This is a genomic window from uncultured Holdemanella sp. (assembly GCF_934772795.1).
Classification (GTDB): domain Bacteria; phylum Bacillota_I; class Bacilli_A; order Erysipelotrichales; family Erysipelotrichaceae; genus Holdemanella.
The window spans coordinates 1-16,368 of the sequence record NZ_CAKVMR010000046.1 but is presented as its reverse complement, the minus strand read 5'-3'; the positions used below and the strand labels follow the sequence as shown (position 1 = coordinate 16,368).

At 35.5% G+C, this 16,368-nt stretch carries 13 protein-coding genes and 1 tRNA gene; 1 reads left to right on the top strand and 13 read right to left on the bottom strand.

The features are described from left to right. The 6 genes from Q0F04_RS08630 to trkA form a co-directional block, all read right to left on the bottom strand. Window positions 1-250, bottom strand: a 250-nt coding sequence (locus tag Q0F04_RS08630) for a hypothetical protein (RefSeq protein ID WP_295752385.1), incomplete at its 3' end; no start/stop codon positions are given. A 10-nt stretch (window positions 251-260) separates the two neighbouring features. Further along, window positions 261-908, bottom strand: a complete 648-nt coding sequence (gene lepB / locus Q0F04_RS08625; protein WP_295752383.1) for a signal peptidase I — start codon at window positions 906-908, stop codon at window positions 261-263. Between the two features lie 400 nt (window positions 909-1,308). After that, the gene (locus Q0F04_RS08620; protein ID WP_295752380.1) at window positions 1,309-1,608 is read right to left on the bottom strand and encodes a hypothetical protein; all 300 of its coding nucleotides are present in this window, start codon (window positions 1,606-1,608) and stop codon (window positions 1,309-1,311) included. 462 nt (window positions 1,609-2,070) lie between these two features. Continuing rightward, window positions 2,071-4,395 carry a PAS domain-containing hybrid sensor histidine kinase/response regulator gene (locus Q0F04_RS08615; RefSeq protein ID WP_295752377.1) on the bottom strand — a complete coding sequence of 775 codons (2,325 nt, stop codon included), beginning with the start codon at window positions 4,393-4,395 and terminating at the stop codon, window positions 2,071-2,073. Between the two features lie 209 nt (window positions 4,396-4,604). Next, window positions 4,605-6,125 carry a TrkH family potassium uptake protein gene (locus Q0F04_RS08610; RefSeq protein WP_295752374.1) on the bottom strand — a complete coding sequence of 507 codons (1,521 nt, stop codon included), beginning with the start codon at window positions 6,123-6,125 and terminating at the stop codon, window positions 4,605-4,607. Next, complete coding sequence (gene trkA, locus Q0F04_RS08605) at window positions 6,109-7,467, bottom strand: Trk system potassium transporter TrkA (protein WP_295752372.1); 1,359 nt, start codon at window positions 7,465-7,467, stop codon at window positions 6,109-6,111. The genes Q0F04_RS08610 and trkA overlap by 17 nt, the downstream gene beginning before the upstream one ends. Before the next feature lie 319 nt (window positions 7,468-7,786). Here trkA and Q0F04_RS08600 point away from each other — a divergent pair, with 319 nt between their 5' ends. Continuing rightward, window positions 7,787-10,291 (top strand): response regulator, encoded by a 2,505-nt coding sequence (locus Q0F04_RS08600; protein WP_295752369.1) that lies wholly within the window; start codon window positions 7,787-7,789, stop codon window positions 10,289-10,291. Window positions 10,292-10,304: 13 nt separating this feature from the next. On the opposite strand, the gene Q0F04_RS08595 is transcribed toward Q0F04_RS08600, so the two are convergent. The 7 genes from Q0F04_RS08595 to Q0F04_RS08565 all read right to left on the bottom strand — a co-directional run bounded on the left by Q0F04_RS08595 (window position 10,305) and on the right by Q0F04_RS08565 (window position 16,269). Beyond that, window positions 10,305-10,976 (bottom strand): Crp/Fnr family transcriptional regulator, encoded by a 672-nt coding sequence (locus Q0F04_RS08595; protein WP_295752368.1) that lies wholly within the window; start codon window positions 10,974-10,976, stop codon window positions 10,305-10,307. Window positions 10,977-11,313: 337 nt separating this feature from the next. Next, the gene (locus Q0F04_RS08590; protein WP_295752365.1) at window positions 11,314-11,973 is read right to left on the bottom strand and encodes a Crp/Fnr family transcriptional regulator; all 660 of its coding nucleotides are present in this window, start codon (window positions 11,971-11,973) and stop codon (window positions 11,314-11,316) included. A gap of 96 nt (window positions 11,974-12,069) precedes the next feature. Then, the gene (locus tag Q0F04_RS08585; RefSeq protein WP_295752362.1) at window positions 12,070-12,297 is read right to left on the bottom strand and encodes a DUF1653 domain-containing protein; all 228 of its coding nucleotides are present in this window, start codon (window positions 12,295-12,297) and stop codon (window positions 12,070-12,072) included. Between the two features lie 318 nt (window positions 12,298-12,615). After that, window positions 12,616-12,858, bottom strand: a complete 243-nt coding sequence (locus Q0F04_RS08580; protein WP_295752359.1) for a type II toxin-antitoxin system Phd/YefM family antitoxin — start codon at window positions 12,856-12,858, stop codon at window positions 12,616-12,618. A 5-nt stretch (window positions 12,859-12,863) separates the two neighbouring features. Beyond that, window positions 12,864-14,963: an ATP-dependent RecD-like DNA helicase gene (locus Q0F04_RS08575; RefSeq protein WP_295752356.1), complete on the bottom strand. Its 2,100-nt coding sequence runs from the start codon at window positions 14,961-14,963 to the stop codon at window positions 12,864-12,866. After that, complete coding sequence (gene mnmA / locus Q0F04_RS08570) at window positions 14,947-16,107, bottom strand: tRNA 2-thiouridine(34) synthase MnmA (RefSeq protein WP_295752353.1); 1,161 nt, start codon at window positions 16,105-16,107, stop codon at window positions 14,947-14,949. The genes Q0F04_RS08575 and mnmA overlap by 17 nt, the downstream gene beginning before the upstream one ends. A 75-nt stretch (window positions 16,108-16,182) precedes the next feature. Beyond that, window positions 16,183-16,269 (bottom strand) — tRNA-Leu (locus tag Q0F04_RS08565). Window positions 16,270-16,368 lie beyond the last annotated feature (99 nt).

Here is a 16,368-nt window from a genome sequence, read left to right as displayed (position 1 = left end):
TTTCGTAACAATCTTCAGTATGTTGATGTTCTTCTTTACCACACACTAATTCATCATCTTGAAAACACTCTTCAGTATGTGTATGTTCTTCCATTCCACAAATGGTTTTACCCTCTAAAGTAATGGCAGGAAGAGTGAGTGCATAAACCACGCAAAAAACAACCACGCAAGAAAGGGCTAAAGTAATCCTTTTCCATTTCTTTAACCGTGCTTTATCCTTAAGTAGTTTTTTTATATAATCCGAAACCATGCTCTCTCACCTACTTTACACTTCCTATTTGATTAAAAGGCCAAATTCTAAAAATAATCTGACCCTCTATTTGTTCCTTTGAAATATCTCCTATCACTCTACTTCTAGAATCTATGGAAGTATCCCTATTATCACCCATTAAAAACCAATGTGATTCAGACACCTGATGTGGCAAATCAATATCACAATTACCCAATGCTTTTTCATTTAAATACTTCTCATCCAAAGCCTTACCATCCACACTCACATTGCCATTCACATCCATATCTACCCATTGACCAGGACCTGCAATAACACGTTTTACCAACAACTTATTTCCCTGCCAAAAAGCTACAATATCTCCCGACTTTAAATCCGTATTCTTCACAGAAACAACATACTGCCCCTGTTCTAAAGTAGGAGACATACTATAGCCATAAATAGATAATACGGGCATCCATAACGTAGCTACTAAAACAGAAATGGCAGCCACCACAACCAATATGCCAACCGTCCCTTTTAAAGTCTTACGATATACAGCTCTATCCCTTAATCGCTTCTGCTCCGATTCTATCTCTTCCATTGTTAAATCATTTGAACCTGTAGTGTCCTTTTTCATCTCACAAATGACATCCACCAACTCACTACGACTCAAATGCTTTAAATCCTTCTTCTCCATATCTAACCCCTATATTCATTGGTAGCGCTTACTTCAAGTTAGTAAAAAAAAGTTTACTTTGTCAACTTGTAAACCACTTTAGTAAAAAAATATTGTACAAATTATCAATAATGTATTCATAAATACATCAAATATCCCTTACCTATCAAGCATTTTAAGATTTACTAACTTTTGGTAATCTACATATTACGCGCCTTACAATCATTTTTCAAATACCTAAATTACGATGGTTATATTTATTTTGTATTAAATATTGTAAATCCTAAGTTTTTACTTACTTATTTTACTTTTTGGTTATATATGTGTCCCCCCCCCCCGAAATAAACTCGATTAAAAAGTGCAACAGAATTATTAAAATGTGCAAAAGAAAAACAGAATTCATTACGAATCCTGTCCTTTCCTATAATACAACTGTAAGGTATTTTAAACCACCATACTTAACCTGATACTTATATATATTATACATAAGCTCTAACCACTCCGTATCAGTGATTTGGTTATTGCCAATACAATCAATCAACATGTTTTCAGACTTTTTTAAACACTCCATATTCTGAACCCACTTTTTATAATTCTTACTATTCGGCTCCAGTGCCATGTCTATGAGATCATCATACTTCTCATTTATAGCCTTATATATAACTCGAATATTCTCAATCGTAGGCTTTTCGATAGTATCAATGTAATCAAAAAATCTCATATATAATTACCACTCCTTTGCATCGAACTACCAACATTATAAACCGGAAATATATGCCTTGTATAGAAAAAAGTGCCAATTATGACACTTTTTTGAATATGTTTATGATCTGCTTTTCCAATACATTCACATCAATTGGCTTAGAAACATGCCCATTCATACCTGCATTCATTGCCATTTTCTTATTTTATCATCGAATCTAATTGAATTCTTTCAACCATTCAGTTTTGTATATTATTGACATATTTAAGTTTCAACCATATCATAATGAAAGAAACAGGTTTCCTGTTATCGAAAATATTGTTGCTTACCGGAAGCAACTAATAAATGTCCGGCTCGAAAATATTGTTCGCTCACCGAAAGCGTCTAATAAATGTTCGGCTCGAAAATTTGAGTTTTGCTTTATGGCAGGACTTTTTTTCTTATATTTAAATGTTGTACCTACTATAGAAAAAGTGCCAATTATGACACTTTTTTGAATATGTTCAGAATCTGATTTTCCAATACATTCACATCAATTGGCTTAGAAACATGCCCATTCATACCCGCTTCCATTGCCATTTTCTTATCTTCCTCAAACGCATTGGCCGTCATAGCTAGAATTGGAATATTTGCCTTTTTTGAATTCTCAAATTGACGAATTCTTCTTGTCGCCTCATACCCATTCATATTTGGCATTTGAATATCCATCAAAATTAAATCATACAAATCCGCATCTACTTCAGACAACCGATTTATACAAGCCAAACCATCCTCAACACGATCCAATACTAAACCACTCTGTTCTAGAATCGCCATCGCAATCTCGGCATTTAAATCATTATCTTCCACAAGTAATACATGCTTACCTTGCAAGATGGATTTTTCATCAAGAACATCCAATTCTTGATTCAATTCTATACTATCCTCATCCGATATCCTATGCTCAAAAGTAAGAGTGAAACAAGTACCCTCACCCAGTTTACTCTTGACACAAATCTCTCCATCCATCATATCCACAAGATTCTTGACTATCGACATACCTAGACCTGTACCCGAAACTTTTCCAATCGTTGTATTGTATTCTCTAGAAAAAGAATCAAATAACGTTGGAAGAAAATCTTCACTCATTCCAATACCCGTATCTTTGACCTGCGTTTGAATTCTGACATAACCAGTTTTTTCACAATCCAATTCCTTCACATCAATCGCAATATGACCACCATCAGGCGTATACTTAAACGCATTTCCAACTAGATTCATTAAGATTTCACGAACCTTAAAACCATCACACAAAATATGTTTATGATCCACATCCACACTCGTTGTAAATACGATATTCTTTTCTTGTGCACTCGACTCGAATACGCTCTCGAGCTCTTCTACTACTAGTCCGATTTGTTCGGCTCTTTCTTCGACAACCATCTTACCACTCTCAATACGCGCCATATCCAGAACATTATTGATAATGGAAAGTAAGAACTTACCACTCTGCTCAATCTTATTTTGATAATCCACCAGGATTGGATCTGTCAAATACTGCTTCATCAACGCATTGTAGCCAAGAATCACATTCATAGGCGTACGAATATCATGCGACATATTGTTTAAGAAATCCGTCTTCGCCTTATTCGCCTCTTCCGCCACAATATACGCCTCTTTTAATTTCGCCTCCTGCAAACGTTCCTTCTTAATCAAATCATCAATATTTCTTGTACCAATCACCGCTACACGACTACGATCCTTTTTATAAACATACGCAATACGTATCTCATGATAAAGAATACTATCACCCTTTTTAAATTCATAGGTCATCGAAAAATCATCATGATTGGAACACAACGCATCTAATGAAAGCTGCTTTAAGAAATCCGCACGACTTTCATCGGTCACAATCTCATCGGCATAAGCCGGCAACAATTCACACCACTGATTTTCATATTCACGACAAAAATCCGCAATTTGCTTTCCATTCTCACCCACTTCACGATATGAAAAGATTTGACCACTATCCAACTCCAACAATAATACGGAAAAGTATTCTTTACCAAGACCCTCAATAATCTCTCTTTGAAGCTCTAATACCCTTTCCCTCTTTACGATTTCATCAATCGGACGAAAGCCCATTATAATCTTAAAATGATTCAAATCCTCATATAGAAATACAGCTCTTGCCCCTAAATTCGAAACTCCATTCTCATCCGGAACAATTTGAAAATGCCATTCTAATGAACCCTGTTCCTTTAATGAACGCATTAAAGAATCATTTGATAAAAGATCCATATAATTTGGACAATAATCCTCCATCAGTACATTGCGATAGAAATAATTTAAACTCTCACTATAACTATGCCAATTTATCTCACCACAACTCGCATCCTGCTTAATGACTTCCACCGTATCTTGTTTCAAGTCACAAAGCACTAAAGACGTATAATCCATAGTCAATGCCGATAAGATATTATTCTTTTCCTTTTCACGAATAAATTCCGTCACATCCGAAATATGTCCATGCAGTATAGAATCCCCCTCTATCTCTATACTCTCACTTACATAGTGATATCCATCTTTCCCTAACAAACGAAAGACAGAATGAAATAAATCAACATCTCGATCTTCTGGATGCACCATATTCATGAATTTATTATCAAAACGAGTTTCAATCTCTTCCTTAGACCAACCCAACATCTCTAGAAATTTTAAACTCACATATAAAAAGGGATACCCATCCTCTAATGAACACCGATGATATCCACCAATACGCCCACACACTTCTTGAATTGTCAAATCATTATCTATTATTTTCATAGTCATTCCCCTAATAGTATAAACTCTATCAAACTCTCAACCCTATTTCAATCCACAAAACCTATGGTTATATTCCCATTAAACAAAAGTAAACAAATTCAACTATATAGTAACACAAAATACGTTTAAGTTAGATGTATGCGTTTACACTCAATTAAAAAGTACAAACAATACTAAAAAGTGCAAATAAAAAAGGTACATAAAGTACCTTAATTGCTTCTACGCTTTTTACGACTATGAATAGTCTTAGACACACTACGAATATTTAATAGCGGAGCTAAGAAGATGATAATTGGATAGATTTCCAAACGACCAATCAACATCGCTACCGATAAGACAATCTTAGAAAAATCCGAGAACATTGAAAAGTTTCCCATTGGACCACAAAGACCAAATCCTGGACCTACATTACCAATACAAGTCATAACCGATGTAACCGTTGTCTCAAAATCAAAGTTATTAAATGAAACCAAAAACAACAACACACCAACAATAATAATGAAACTACAGAAATACGCCATGATTTGATTGACCACCTCTGTATCTACAACCTTACCATCCATTGTGATGGCTTCTACTTTTTGCGGATGCAGTAACTTTTGAATATCCAACTTGATCTTCTTTACAATAATCAAAAGACGACTTACTTTTACACCACCACCAGTAGAACCAGCACTTGCTCCACACACGGTTAATAAGAAAATGATCATCTTACTAAATTGTGGCCATACACTATAATCACAACTCGAATATCCCGTTGTCGTAATAATCGAACCTACTTGAAAGCTTGCCAAACGAATAGATTTGAATACATCAAAATTATACATTGATAAAATATTCAATGTGATACAAGTAATGGAAACTAAGATAATACCCAAATATGTACGCAACTCTTCATTTTTAAAGACCTGTTTAAAATCTTTGATCAATAAAAAGTAATACATATTAAAGTTCACACCAAATAAAATCATGAAAATCGTAATGATCACTTCATAATACGCATTGTTGTAGGCACCAATACTCGTGTTTTTAATCGCAAAACCACCCGTACCTGCTGTACCAAACGTATTACACAACGCATCAAATAATGGCATCTTACCAATCACTAGTAAAATAACTTGAATTACTGTCAATCCCATATACATCGCATATAAAATCATCGCAGACTGACGCATACGAGGGACCAATTTACCAATTGTAGGACCTGGCGCTTCCGCACGCATAATATGCATATCACGATCATTTGATTTTGGAAGTAAAGCCAAAATGAAAACCAAGATACCCATACCACCAATCCAGTGTGTAAAGCTACGCCAGAATAGTGTGGCATGCTTCAAATTCTCGACTTCCGTTAAAATACTAGATCCTGTTGTTGTAAATCCAGACACAGCCTCAAAGAAACAATCCACAAAAGAAGGAATTTCACCCGATAAATAGAATGGTAATCCACCAAAGAAAGAAACAACCACCCAGGCAATACCTACCGCAATCATTCCATCTTTCGCAAAATAAGAATTCATTCTCGCCTTTTTACGCGTTAAAGCATATCCTAAAACCAAACAAATCCCAATTACGATCAAATAAGAATCATATAATCCTTCTTGATAAATCAAATCCACAATGACCGGCAACACCATTAGACAGGCCTGCGCAATTAGTACCATACCCAATACGTTACCAATGATAGCCCAGTTTAGTTTATGTATATTATGCTTAAGATAGTAAATCATTGATATCCCTCAATCCTGCAACCTTACTAATAATAATAACCGTATCTGATAGTTGAATACGCGTATCACCAGTAGCTACCTTAGAAACACCTTTATGTGTTACATATGCAATGATAATACCCTTACGAATATTTAGATCCTTGATTGGCACATCAATAAAACGACAATTGTCACGCACCCTAAACTCTAATGCCTCAACCTTGTCATCCACTAGCTTGATCAAAGATTCAACGTTGGATCCCACCGTATTCTGCATAGCACGAACATACTGTACGATTTGGTTGGCAGTAATAAACTTAGGCGTAATCGAATTTTCAAGACCTAGCTTATCCAACAAGAAACCTAAAGAAACACGGTTTACCTTAGGAAGCACATGCGTAACACCATGACTTTGCGCAAACATCGAAATAATAACATTCTCCTCATCATTATCTGTAAGCGCAATAAAGGCATCCATTTCCTCTAAAGATTCACTCAACAATAATTCATGATCCGTTCCATCCCCATGAATAACGGTTGCCTGTGGGAATTTTTCAACCAAGCTGATACACTTCTCTTTATTCAACTCAATGATCTTAACAGCCATACCTAGTTCAAGCAACATGCTCGTTAAATAATATGTGATACGACCACCACCAACGATCATAACCTCATTTACGGTACGATCACTTAAAATACCAATCTTAATAAAGAAACGCTCCAATTGCGTTGTTGAACCTGTTAATGTCACACGATCATTTTCATAAATCACCGTATTTCCATTAGGAATAATGACTTGGCCATCACGCAAGATCGTCACAAACAAGACTTCTGTCTTAAAACGACGATTGATATCTACCACACGCATATTTAAAAGTGGCGAATTCTCTGTAACCTTGACTTCGGCAAGTTCAATTCTTCCCTTCGCAAAAGACGATACTTTAATGGAATTTGAGAAACGAATGGCACGCAAAATTTCACGAGCCGCCGCCTGCTCTGGATTGATACTCATACTCAATCCCAATTCATCTTTAATCAAACGAACTGTGTTATTGTATTCTGGATTACGAATACGAGCAATGGTATGTCTAGCTCCCAATTTTTTTGCCAATAAACAACAAATAATATTCACTTCATCCGTTGATGTAGCCGCAATCAATAAATCACTCGAAGGTGCACGTGCCTCTAGCAATGTGTCTAAACTAGCCCCATTACCTTGCACACCAACAATATCTAGCTGATTCATTGTACTCGATAATACATTCGCTTTATTTTCAACCACTGTAATATCATGACCCTCTTGATTCAATTGTTTCGCAATCGCAAAGCCAACTTTTCCATCACCAACTACAATAATTTTCATATTTTCCTCCAAAAAAAATAAATTCCGATACGGAACCTATCACAAGTATAATACAAATCAAAACTAAAAACTAGTGATACAGAAAATATGTTCAATCTTCTTGCATTTCCAATTCATAGTGATATACTAGGCTATGCTGGATAATCAAATTACCCTTTTACCGCTTATCCAGCGTTTCCTATTTCTTGAGCTGGTTTACCCGACCAGCTCTTTTATTCGTTTTAACAATCGAGTATAATGCCCTTAGAAAGGTGCATGATTCATTTGCACGATCTTACCTGCGTCTTTCTATAGACGCTTTTTTAATAGGAGAATTATCATGAATCCACAAATACTTGAAGCTTTATGCACAGATTTTACGGCCATCTATCAATGCGACCTCATTCAAGATACCATCGATATCATTCGCTTTGACAAAGGAACCCATACCGATATGGCTATACAAACCATGGATTCCTACACGCTTCACTCCTTTAGTAAAATGATTCAATATTTTGAGAATCTTTATATTCAAGATTCCGCTCAAGAATGCATATGGAAAGAATTTGAACCACAGGCATTAATGGAAAAGCTAAAACATACTCCCATTTATCGCTATCATTGTCGTTTAAAACCAAATCAAAATGGCAATGAATACCATTCTTTTCGAGCCATTAAAATCAACGAATCCAAGTCCAGCTTTGAAGTTGTGATTGGCGTCAAAGTCATGGATGATCTCATGGAAAAACAATATAAGAATGAAAAACGCCTTCAACAACTCCTTGAAGAAAAGAAACACCAAAAAGAAGAATTAGAAATAGCTTATAAACAAGCTTCTGAAGAAGACTCCATCTTGTTGGCATTATGCAATGACTATAGCGTTGTCTATGTATGTGATTTAGAAAGAGACGATTTAAAAGTCATCAAAGATACCAATCCACATATCGCATCGGGTTCGGAATTTAAATATTCCACAACCCTAGATATATATAGTAAGATACAAGCCGTTTATAAAGGTAATGAATCCTATGTTGAAAAGCTAGAACGAAACAATCTTATGCAAGCCATGAAAGATAGGGATGAACTTTCTTTACAATTTTGTATTAATAAAGACCAAGCTAATCCATACTATATGGAAACGCGTGTTGTGAAAATTAAGTCTGACACTGGCTTTAAAGTCATTCTAGGCTCACGCCATATTGATGATATTGTCAAAGAACGGGAAGAACAAAATAAACAATTGAATGACGCCCTAAAAAAAGAGCGCACATACAATGAAATCATTCATGCGATTGGTTCAATTTATAAGAGTATCGCCACCATTGATTTAAAGAAACAATCCTATACCGTACTCTCTTATAAGAGTTCCGACAAGAAAATTACAGAAACCGATTTTAAAGGGAGTATGGAACAACTTAAAGCATACTTTTTAGCTAAGAACAGCACATCTCCATTTATTGATGAAGTCTTAGAATTTATTGATCTAGACACAATCAATGAGCGTATGAAAGGTAAAAACATTCTTACCCTTGAAGTGAAAGGCCAAGATGGAAAATGGCATGCCTGCTCTATTATACCTCAAACCTACGACAAGAATCATAATTTGACAAATGTATTGATGACCTTGTCTGATATTGATGATATGAAGAAAAGAGAGTTAGAAGCCAAAGAAACACTAAAAGAAGCGGCCATAGAAGCCAAGCGTGCTAGTCTTGCCAAGACAAACTTCTTACGAAGAATGTCTCACGACATACGTACGCCATTAAATGGCATCGTAGGTATGATCAACCTCTCTGAAAGATATTCAAACGATACAGATAAGCTTCATGATTGTAAAGAAAAAGTATTAACTTCTTTAGATTACTTATTATCTTTGATCAATGATATTTTAGATATGAATAAAGTGGAATCCGGTACACTGGTTTTAGAAAATAAACCATTCAACTTAATTGATATTCTAAATAAAATTATTGCGATAGTTGAAACAAACTGCGAACAACACAACCTTCAATTCTACGGCGGAAAAGATATGAGCAAGATCATCCATCGTAATTTTGTGGGTAGTGGCGAATATTTAAACCGCCTATTGATGAACATTGCGAGTAATGCCATTAAGTACAATCGTGAAGGTGGCTCTGTTACATTATATTGTACCGAACTATCGAGTGATGATACGTATGCCAACTATGAATTTGTATGTAAAGATACTGGACTTGGTATGAGTGAAGAATTTCAGAAACATGCCTTTGAACCATTTGCCTGCGAAGGTAAACCAACCACAACCGGATACAATGGTACAGGATTAGGACTATCCATTGTCAAAGACATCGTAGAAATGATGCATGGTACAATTCAAATGGAAAGTAAAGAAGATGTGGGTACAACCTTTAGGGTAATTCTTCCTTTACAGATTGATCCAAACCCACAAATTATAATACCAGTTCAAAAGAAATCATTGGATCTTACAAATAAGAAAGCCTTGCTTGTTGAAGATAATGAAATCAATATAGAAATCGCAACCATTCTTTTACAAGATCTAGGATTAGATGTATCGATTGCTCGAAATGGACAAGAAGCCATCGATCAATTCAAGCAATCTAAGCTTTATACTTTCGATTATATTTTTATGGACATTATGATGCCAGTTAAAGATGGTCTTGAAGCCACTCGAGAAATTCGTGCTTTACCACGAAGTGATGCGAAAAGCGTACATATTCTTGCGATGAGTGCCAATGCGTTTGAAAATGATGTTCAAGAATGCATAGAAGCAGGTATGGATGGACATATCGCAAAGCCAATCAATATAGAACTATTAAAAGAAGAAATAGCCAAATTAAAAGGGTGAGACGATCACCCTTTTAGTCTGCATATGGCTTTAAATACTCTGCATTCAAAATCAAAATTTTATTATCAACAGTACGAATTACATTCTCTTCTCTTAATCCACGCAAAATACGGTTGACACTGTTTCTTGTAGAAATACCACAGAATCCTGCGATATCATCATTTGTGACTTGCACATCAATCAATATACCTTCCCTGCATTCCTTTCCAAACAAAGGAATCAAATTATAAAGAAAGGAATAGACAGCGCCACTCTTTCCATTCATTGTCATACATTTTTGGCGGTATAGAGCTCTTTGTAGATTTTCACGATAATACGCTTCCACATATTCTTTAAGCTTATCATCTTGCCTTACAGTTCGTAAGAAATCTTCACGACTGATCAAACAAAAAGATGCTTCTTCACTTACAACACGAATTCGAGTACGATACGCAACATCTTCACGAAGTGTATCGCACATTAAGGAAAGAAGATCAGGTCCTTTTGTGTAAGTTATATTATATTCACGTCCATCCTCTAACATGGTACTTACCTTTACGATGCCTTCCTTTAAGAAAATCATCTTTTCTAAACCACACATTACAATATCATGGTTCTTTTTTGAAACAACGGGGACTTCCATCTTTTCCAGATATTGAAGCACATAGTCGCAATTCATCTTCGTCACCTCTATCATTATTTCCATTGTATCATACTTTAATGGAATCTTGTTAGCAATTGATATTTATTATATATACGATCATGAACAATTGTTTTTGTATTATATACAACAAAATGATATACTGTATTTTGCTGGATAGCTTGTCTATAAAGTAATTTGCATATCCAGTTTCCTATGAATAGAGCTGAATTATTTGCCACATCATCTAGTTCAGCTCTTTTTTCATTTCAAAATGCATGATATCATTAATAAAACTGGTTGTAACCAACTCATGATAGTCTTTCTTATAATGACCAGTTTTAAGAGTCGACATCCCACATTTTAAGTCGACTCTTTTTATTTTGCATAAAGAAAAGGCGGATTATGCATCCACCTTAACATCTACATATTGTTTTAAGTGCTCAACATCTAAGACCATGATTTTATTATACAATGTACGAATCACATGTTCTTCTCTTAAGCCACGCAAAATACGGTTCACACTATGTCTTGTCGAAATTCCACAGAAACCGGCAATATCATCATTTGTGATCTTTAAATCAATCAAAATTCCATCACGCGCTTCTTTTCCAAACATTGTAACCAAATAGTATATAAAAGCACATACAGCGCCATTCTTACCATTCATTGTCATTAATTCTTGTCTTGAAATTGTTTCCGATAATTTCTTACGATAATACGTATTTACATATTCCACCAATTCAGGATGTTCACTTAATAACTGATTGAACTCTTCTTTAGAAATACTATAAAAACTAGCTTCATCACTCTCAACACGAATCATCAATGAAGAAAATTTACAATCAATGACTGCATCTTTAAACATAGATAAAATGTCGAAGCCTTTTAAATACGCAACATTGAATTCACGTCCATCACGCGTCATTACACTGACCTTAACAACACCTTCACTTAAAACATATACATTTTCATCATCCATCTTTAAAAATGTATGTCTTCGTTTACGAATCACAGGCACTTCATGCTCTGAAAAATAGTCTAAAAATAATTCACGACTCATATTTAAATCACCCTTTGTCAACATTTATAATTATAACACACCCATTCTTTCAATACGTTAACAAATCGCACAGTAAGAAAAAGAATAGACCTAAGCCTATTCTTCTACAAGTTCAAATCGATATTCCTGCTTTACATCCGGATACTTATCATGATCGACTTTGGATACAAACATTTCATATGGACGAACAAAATACTTATAGTCTCCATACAACGCTTGATATACAACCATCATCTCTTGGGTTTCCGTATGCAATGCAACACACAACACTTTGTAGTTGTTCCCTTTAAAATGTCGATATATTCTATTTTCTAATACTCTCATAAATTCTTTCCTGCAATGTTGTTTGGCGGATACGCTTTAATTTTAAGCGTACCTGCGTTTCAAATAAGCTATTTTTTTGCACGCGAGATTGCCGTATATAAAAGACGCTTTTCTAACACATTCTTCGTAATACAGAATACCATTTGATATTCATTACCAATTAAAAGAATGCGATAACGCTATGGATGTGCCTTTAAGTATGAATCATCCTTATTTTTGTCAATGGCATCCTTTGGAGCTTCTGTTTAATCCGTTGCGATATATGAGACAATCCCATCTAAATCAGATTCAGCTCTTTTGGTCAGCCGATATCCTAATTTAGATACCATACTTGCTCCTTATATTAAAAATTGCAATGTCTCCATCTACAGTGTTCCCTGATTTTACATCTTCCAAACCTTCCAAGATCATTTTTACTTCATACATCTTTCTCATAGTTTTTTCATAATAATCGATATCCATAATAACCAATATGCCATATCCATTCTTGGTTACGAATACAGGACCATTCTCTTCTGCACAAAGGCGTTCTACTTCAACTGTATTTTTCAAATCACGCATTGGAATCAGCTCCTTTGGGCTTCCAAAATTCTTTCCTGCAACGTTGTTTGACGGATACGCTTTAATTTTAAGCGTACCTGCGTTTCAAACAAGCTTTTATTGCCAATAATAAAAAGCTGTTTTTTCGCACGCGAAATTGCCGTATATAAAAGACGCTTTTCTAACATATTCTTCGCATTCACATCCACTATACAGAATACCGTTTGATATTCATTACCTTGGGATTTATGAACACTGATACACCATGCGTGTTTTAAGTAATATAGAAAGTCCGTTGAAAAATCAACAATCGCATTGTTGAAATCCACTGAAATCACATTCTGTTTTGAATCAATCTCAACAATTGTACCAATATCTCCATTATAGACATCTTCATCCGGTAAATTCTTCAACAACATGACCTTATCATTTTCACGAAAAATTGTCGTCCCTACCTTCATCTGATTCTTTTGCGGACTCTTTGGACTAAACAATATCTGCATCTGACGATTGATCTCATCAATGCCGGCAGCCCCCTTATACATCGGCGCCAAAATCTGCATAGAATCTAAATCTATATCTTTGACGTAATCAATTAGGGCATCCATGATTTTTGGCGTTGTTCTTTCAATAAACTCAACACCATCCTCATAATGACACGTTGTCTCTTCACGAATTTCTTTCGCTAAAGTCACAATTCCAGAACCATTTGACTGTCTAAATATCTTCTTTAGATGTACCGTATCAATCACATTCGATTGAATCAAATCCTCTAATACTTTTCCAGGACCCACACTCTCTAACTGATCTTCATCACCAATTAAAAGAATACGACAACGCTGTGGAAGTGCCTTTAATAATTGCGCAAATAAGTGTGTATCCACCATACTAAACTCATCCACGATAATGAAATCGACATCTAATGGATCATCCTCATTTTTACCAAAGGAATTATCTTCTAAGTTCCACTGCAACAAGGAATGAATGGTTCTTGAATCGCAATTTGAAAGTTGTGCAAGTCGCTTGGAAGCTCTTCCTGTTGGTGCACAAAGCTGAATCTTACTATCTGGATATACATCCTTACAAATTTCCAAGATTCCCTTTACTGTCGTTGTCTTACCAGTTCCAGGACCACCCGTTAAAATCATAAACGAACGATCAAAGAACAATTGAATCGCATCCTTTTGTTCCTGATCATATGTGATAGCTAAACTAAACTCCACCTGTTTGATTTTCGCTTCTACATCCACACTTTCCACTTCAAATAAATGATTCTTTATCTCTTTGGCAATCGTAACCTCATCTTCATGTAAAGTAAAAGGATAGATTCTTGTATTTTCTACATACAAATATTGAAGGGAAACCAAACGATCAATACTTTCCTGAATCAAAGATTCATTGACGCCACGCACATTTTGAAACATTGTCGCAAATGTAATATAGGTATTTCCAGTTGCCATGGATAGTTGTCTAGCCAATTCATAGATATAGGCATCCAATCTTCTTGGATCCTCATTGGATAAGCCGATGGCACTTGCCATCTTACAAGCGGTTTTATAGCCAAAACCATACACTTCATAATAAGGTTTGAAACAATCCTCTTCAATGACATCCAACACATTATCATATGTATCCAACAACATCTGAATCTGTCTTGGACTCAAGCCATACTTCAACAGCTTGGCATATGTCTCATTAAATCCTGTAAATTCCTGAATACCCTTTTGAATGATCAACATCTTTTTTGCGGTTAAATTGGGCACTTCATGTAAAAGATCCGGATTCTTATGAATCTTCTCTAAACAATTCTCACCCAATGTCTCATAAATACTTTCGGCTGTTTTTTTACCAATCGTAGGAAAATTTTCACCACAAAGAAAATGAATGATCGCATCCGAATTGTCTGGCAATTTCTTTTTAGCCATGTCCACACGAAATTGTTCCCCATATTTAGGGTGTTTTACATATTCCCCCTGCAAAACATATTCTTGATCTTCGATAGGATCTTCAATTCTTCCAGCCGCCGTAAAATTATGATACTTCTTTAATTCTGAAAATCCCGCAACGACATAATGATTGGCTTTATTTTCAAATATGATATATTCAAGCCTAGCTTCGATGTCCATTGGCTGTCTCCATAATCAATTGATTTAAATTCTTGCCATCCTTGAAGACTTCTTCAATGACACCACCACCAATACACTTGTCACCATCATAGAATACAGCTTCCTGTCCTTCTGTAACAGACGCAATGGTTTGTGGATATTTGACTAAGACACTTGTATCATCCAATCTTTCGATTTCAATGTCCTGGTCTTTTTGACGATATCTAAATTTACAAGTACACTTTGTCGGAATCTCATCCAAACTTGGCAAGATCCAGTTAATACCTTTTACGATACAAGAATCGGAATACAATAAGTCTCTTTGGTCTGTACGACATACATAAAGAATATTCTTCACAACATCTTTTCCAACCACAAACCAAGGCCCCTTTTCATGATCAATATTTAAGCCTTTTCTTTGTCCAATCGTGTAATATAAAACGCCCACATGACGTGCAATGACTTTACCCGTGTTCACATCCACGATATCACCATCTTTACTAGGAAGATAGTTCGATAAAAATTGTCTGAAATTTCTTTCTCCAATGAAACAAATTCCTGTACTATCTTTCTTTGTCGCAACCGATTCTAAATTTAATTCAGAAGCAATCTGACGAATCTCTGGCTTTTCTAAATTGGCCAAAGGGAAAATCGTTTTAGCCACCTTACTCTTTTCAACCTGACACAAGAAATATGTCTGGTCTTTATTCTGGTCTTTGGCACGTGTTAAATATGTAAAACCATTCTCTTCCTCTTTGTTTGAAGCATAATGCCCAGTAGCCACCTTATCAAAACCTTGTTTCATGGCATATTCAAAAAATGAATCAAACTTAATATATTTATTACATAAAATATCTGGATTTGGCGTACGCCCCTTTTCATATTCACTTAAGAACGTTTTAAATACGTTATCCCAATACTCTTCAATAAAATCAACACGCTGCAAAGGCAAATCCAAATGATTGGCAACCGCAAGCGCATCTAAATAATCCTGTTCCTGAGGACAAGTATCATCTTTGATTGTAGGATTTCCTGCAATATCATTATTCGCAAAACTATCCCAGTTACGCATAAAACAACAAGTCACATCATATCCTTGTTTCTTTAATAAATAAGCTGCAACGGCAGAATCTACACCACCACTTAATCCAACTAATACTTTCATATGTCATCCTCCAAATCATAAAAATTATATCATAAAAAAAGATCAAGCCCGATAAACTTGATCAATAATTCAAAATGGTGCCCAGGGCCGGACTCGAACCGGCACGGTATCGCTACCGGTGGATTTTGAGTCCACTGCGTCTACCAATTTCACCACCCGGGCAAAAAACAAATATTCAATTTTAAAAATGGTGCCCAGGGCCGGACTCGAACCGGCACGGTATCGCTACCGGTGGATTTTGAGTCCACTGCGTCTACCAAT

Bases quoted from the DNA above. Each gene is read 5' to 3' on its own strand.
- lepB (WP_295752383.1), bottom strand. From the start codon at position 908: ATGGAGAAGAAGGATTTAAAGCATTTGAGTCGTAGTGAGTTGGTGGAT.
- Q0F04_RS08620 (WP_295752380.1), bottom strand. From the start codon at position 1,608: ATGAGATTTTTTGATTACATTGATACTATCGAAAAGCCTACGATTGAG.
- Q0F04_RS08615 (WP_295752377.1), bottom strand. From the start codon at position 4,395: ATGAAAATAATAGATAATGATTTGACAATTCAAGAAGTGTGTGGGCGT.
- Q0F04_RS08610 (WP_295752374.1), bottom strand. From the start codon at position 6,125: ATGATTTACTATCTTAAGCATAATATACATAAACTAAACTGGGCTATC.
- trkA (WP_295752372.1), bottom strand. From the start codon at position 7,467: ATGAAAATTATTGTAGTTGGTGATGGAAAAGTTGGCTTTGCGATTGCG.
- Q0F04_RS08600 (WP_295752369.1), top strand. From the start codon at position 7,787: ATGAATCCACAAATACTTGAAGCTTTATGCACAGATTTTACGGCCATC.
- Q0F04_RS08595 (WP_295752368.1), bottom strand. From the start codon at position 10,976: ATGGAAATAATGATAGAGGTGACGAAGATGAATTGCGACTATGTGCTT.
- Q0F04_RS08590 (WP_295752365.1), bottom strand. From the start codon at position 11,973: ATGAGTCGTGAATTATTTTTAGACTATTTTTCAGAGCATGAAGTGCCT.
- Q0F04_RS08585 (WP_295752362.1), bottom strand. From the start codon at position 12,297: ATGAGAGTATTAGAAAATAGAATATATCGACATTTTAAAGGGAACAAC.
- Q0F04_RS08580 (WP_295752359.1), bottom strand. From the start codon at position 12,858: ATGCGTGATTTGAAAAATACAGTTGAAGTAGAACGCCTTTGTGCAGAA.
- Q0F04_RS08575 (WP_295752356.1), bottom strand. From the start codon at position 14,963: ATGGACATCGAAGCTAGGCTTGAATATATCATATTTGAAAATAAAGCC.
- mnmA (WP_295752353.1), bottom strand. From the start codon at position 16,107: ATGAAAGTATTAGTTGGATTAAGTGGTGGTGTAGATTCTGCCGTTGCA.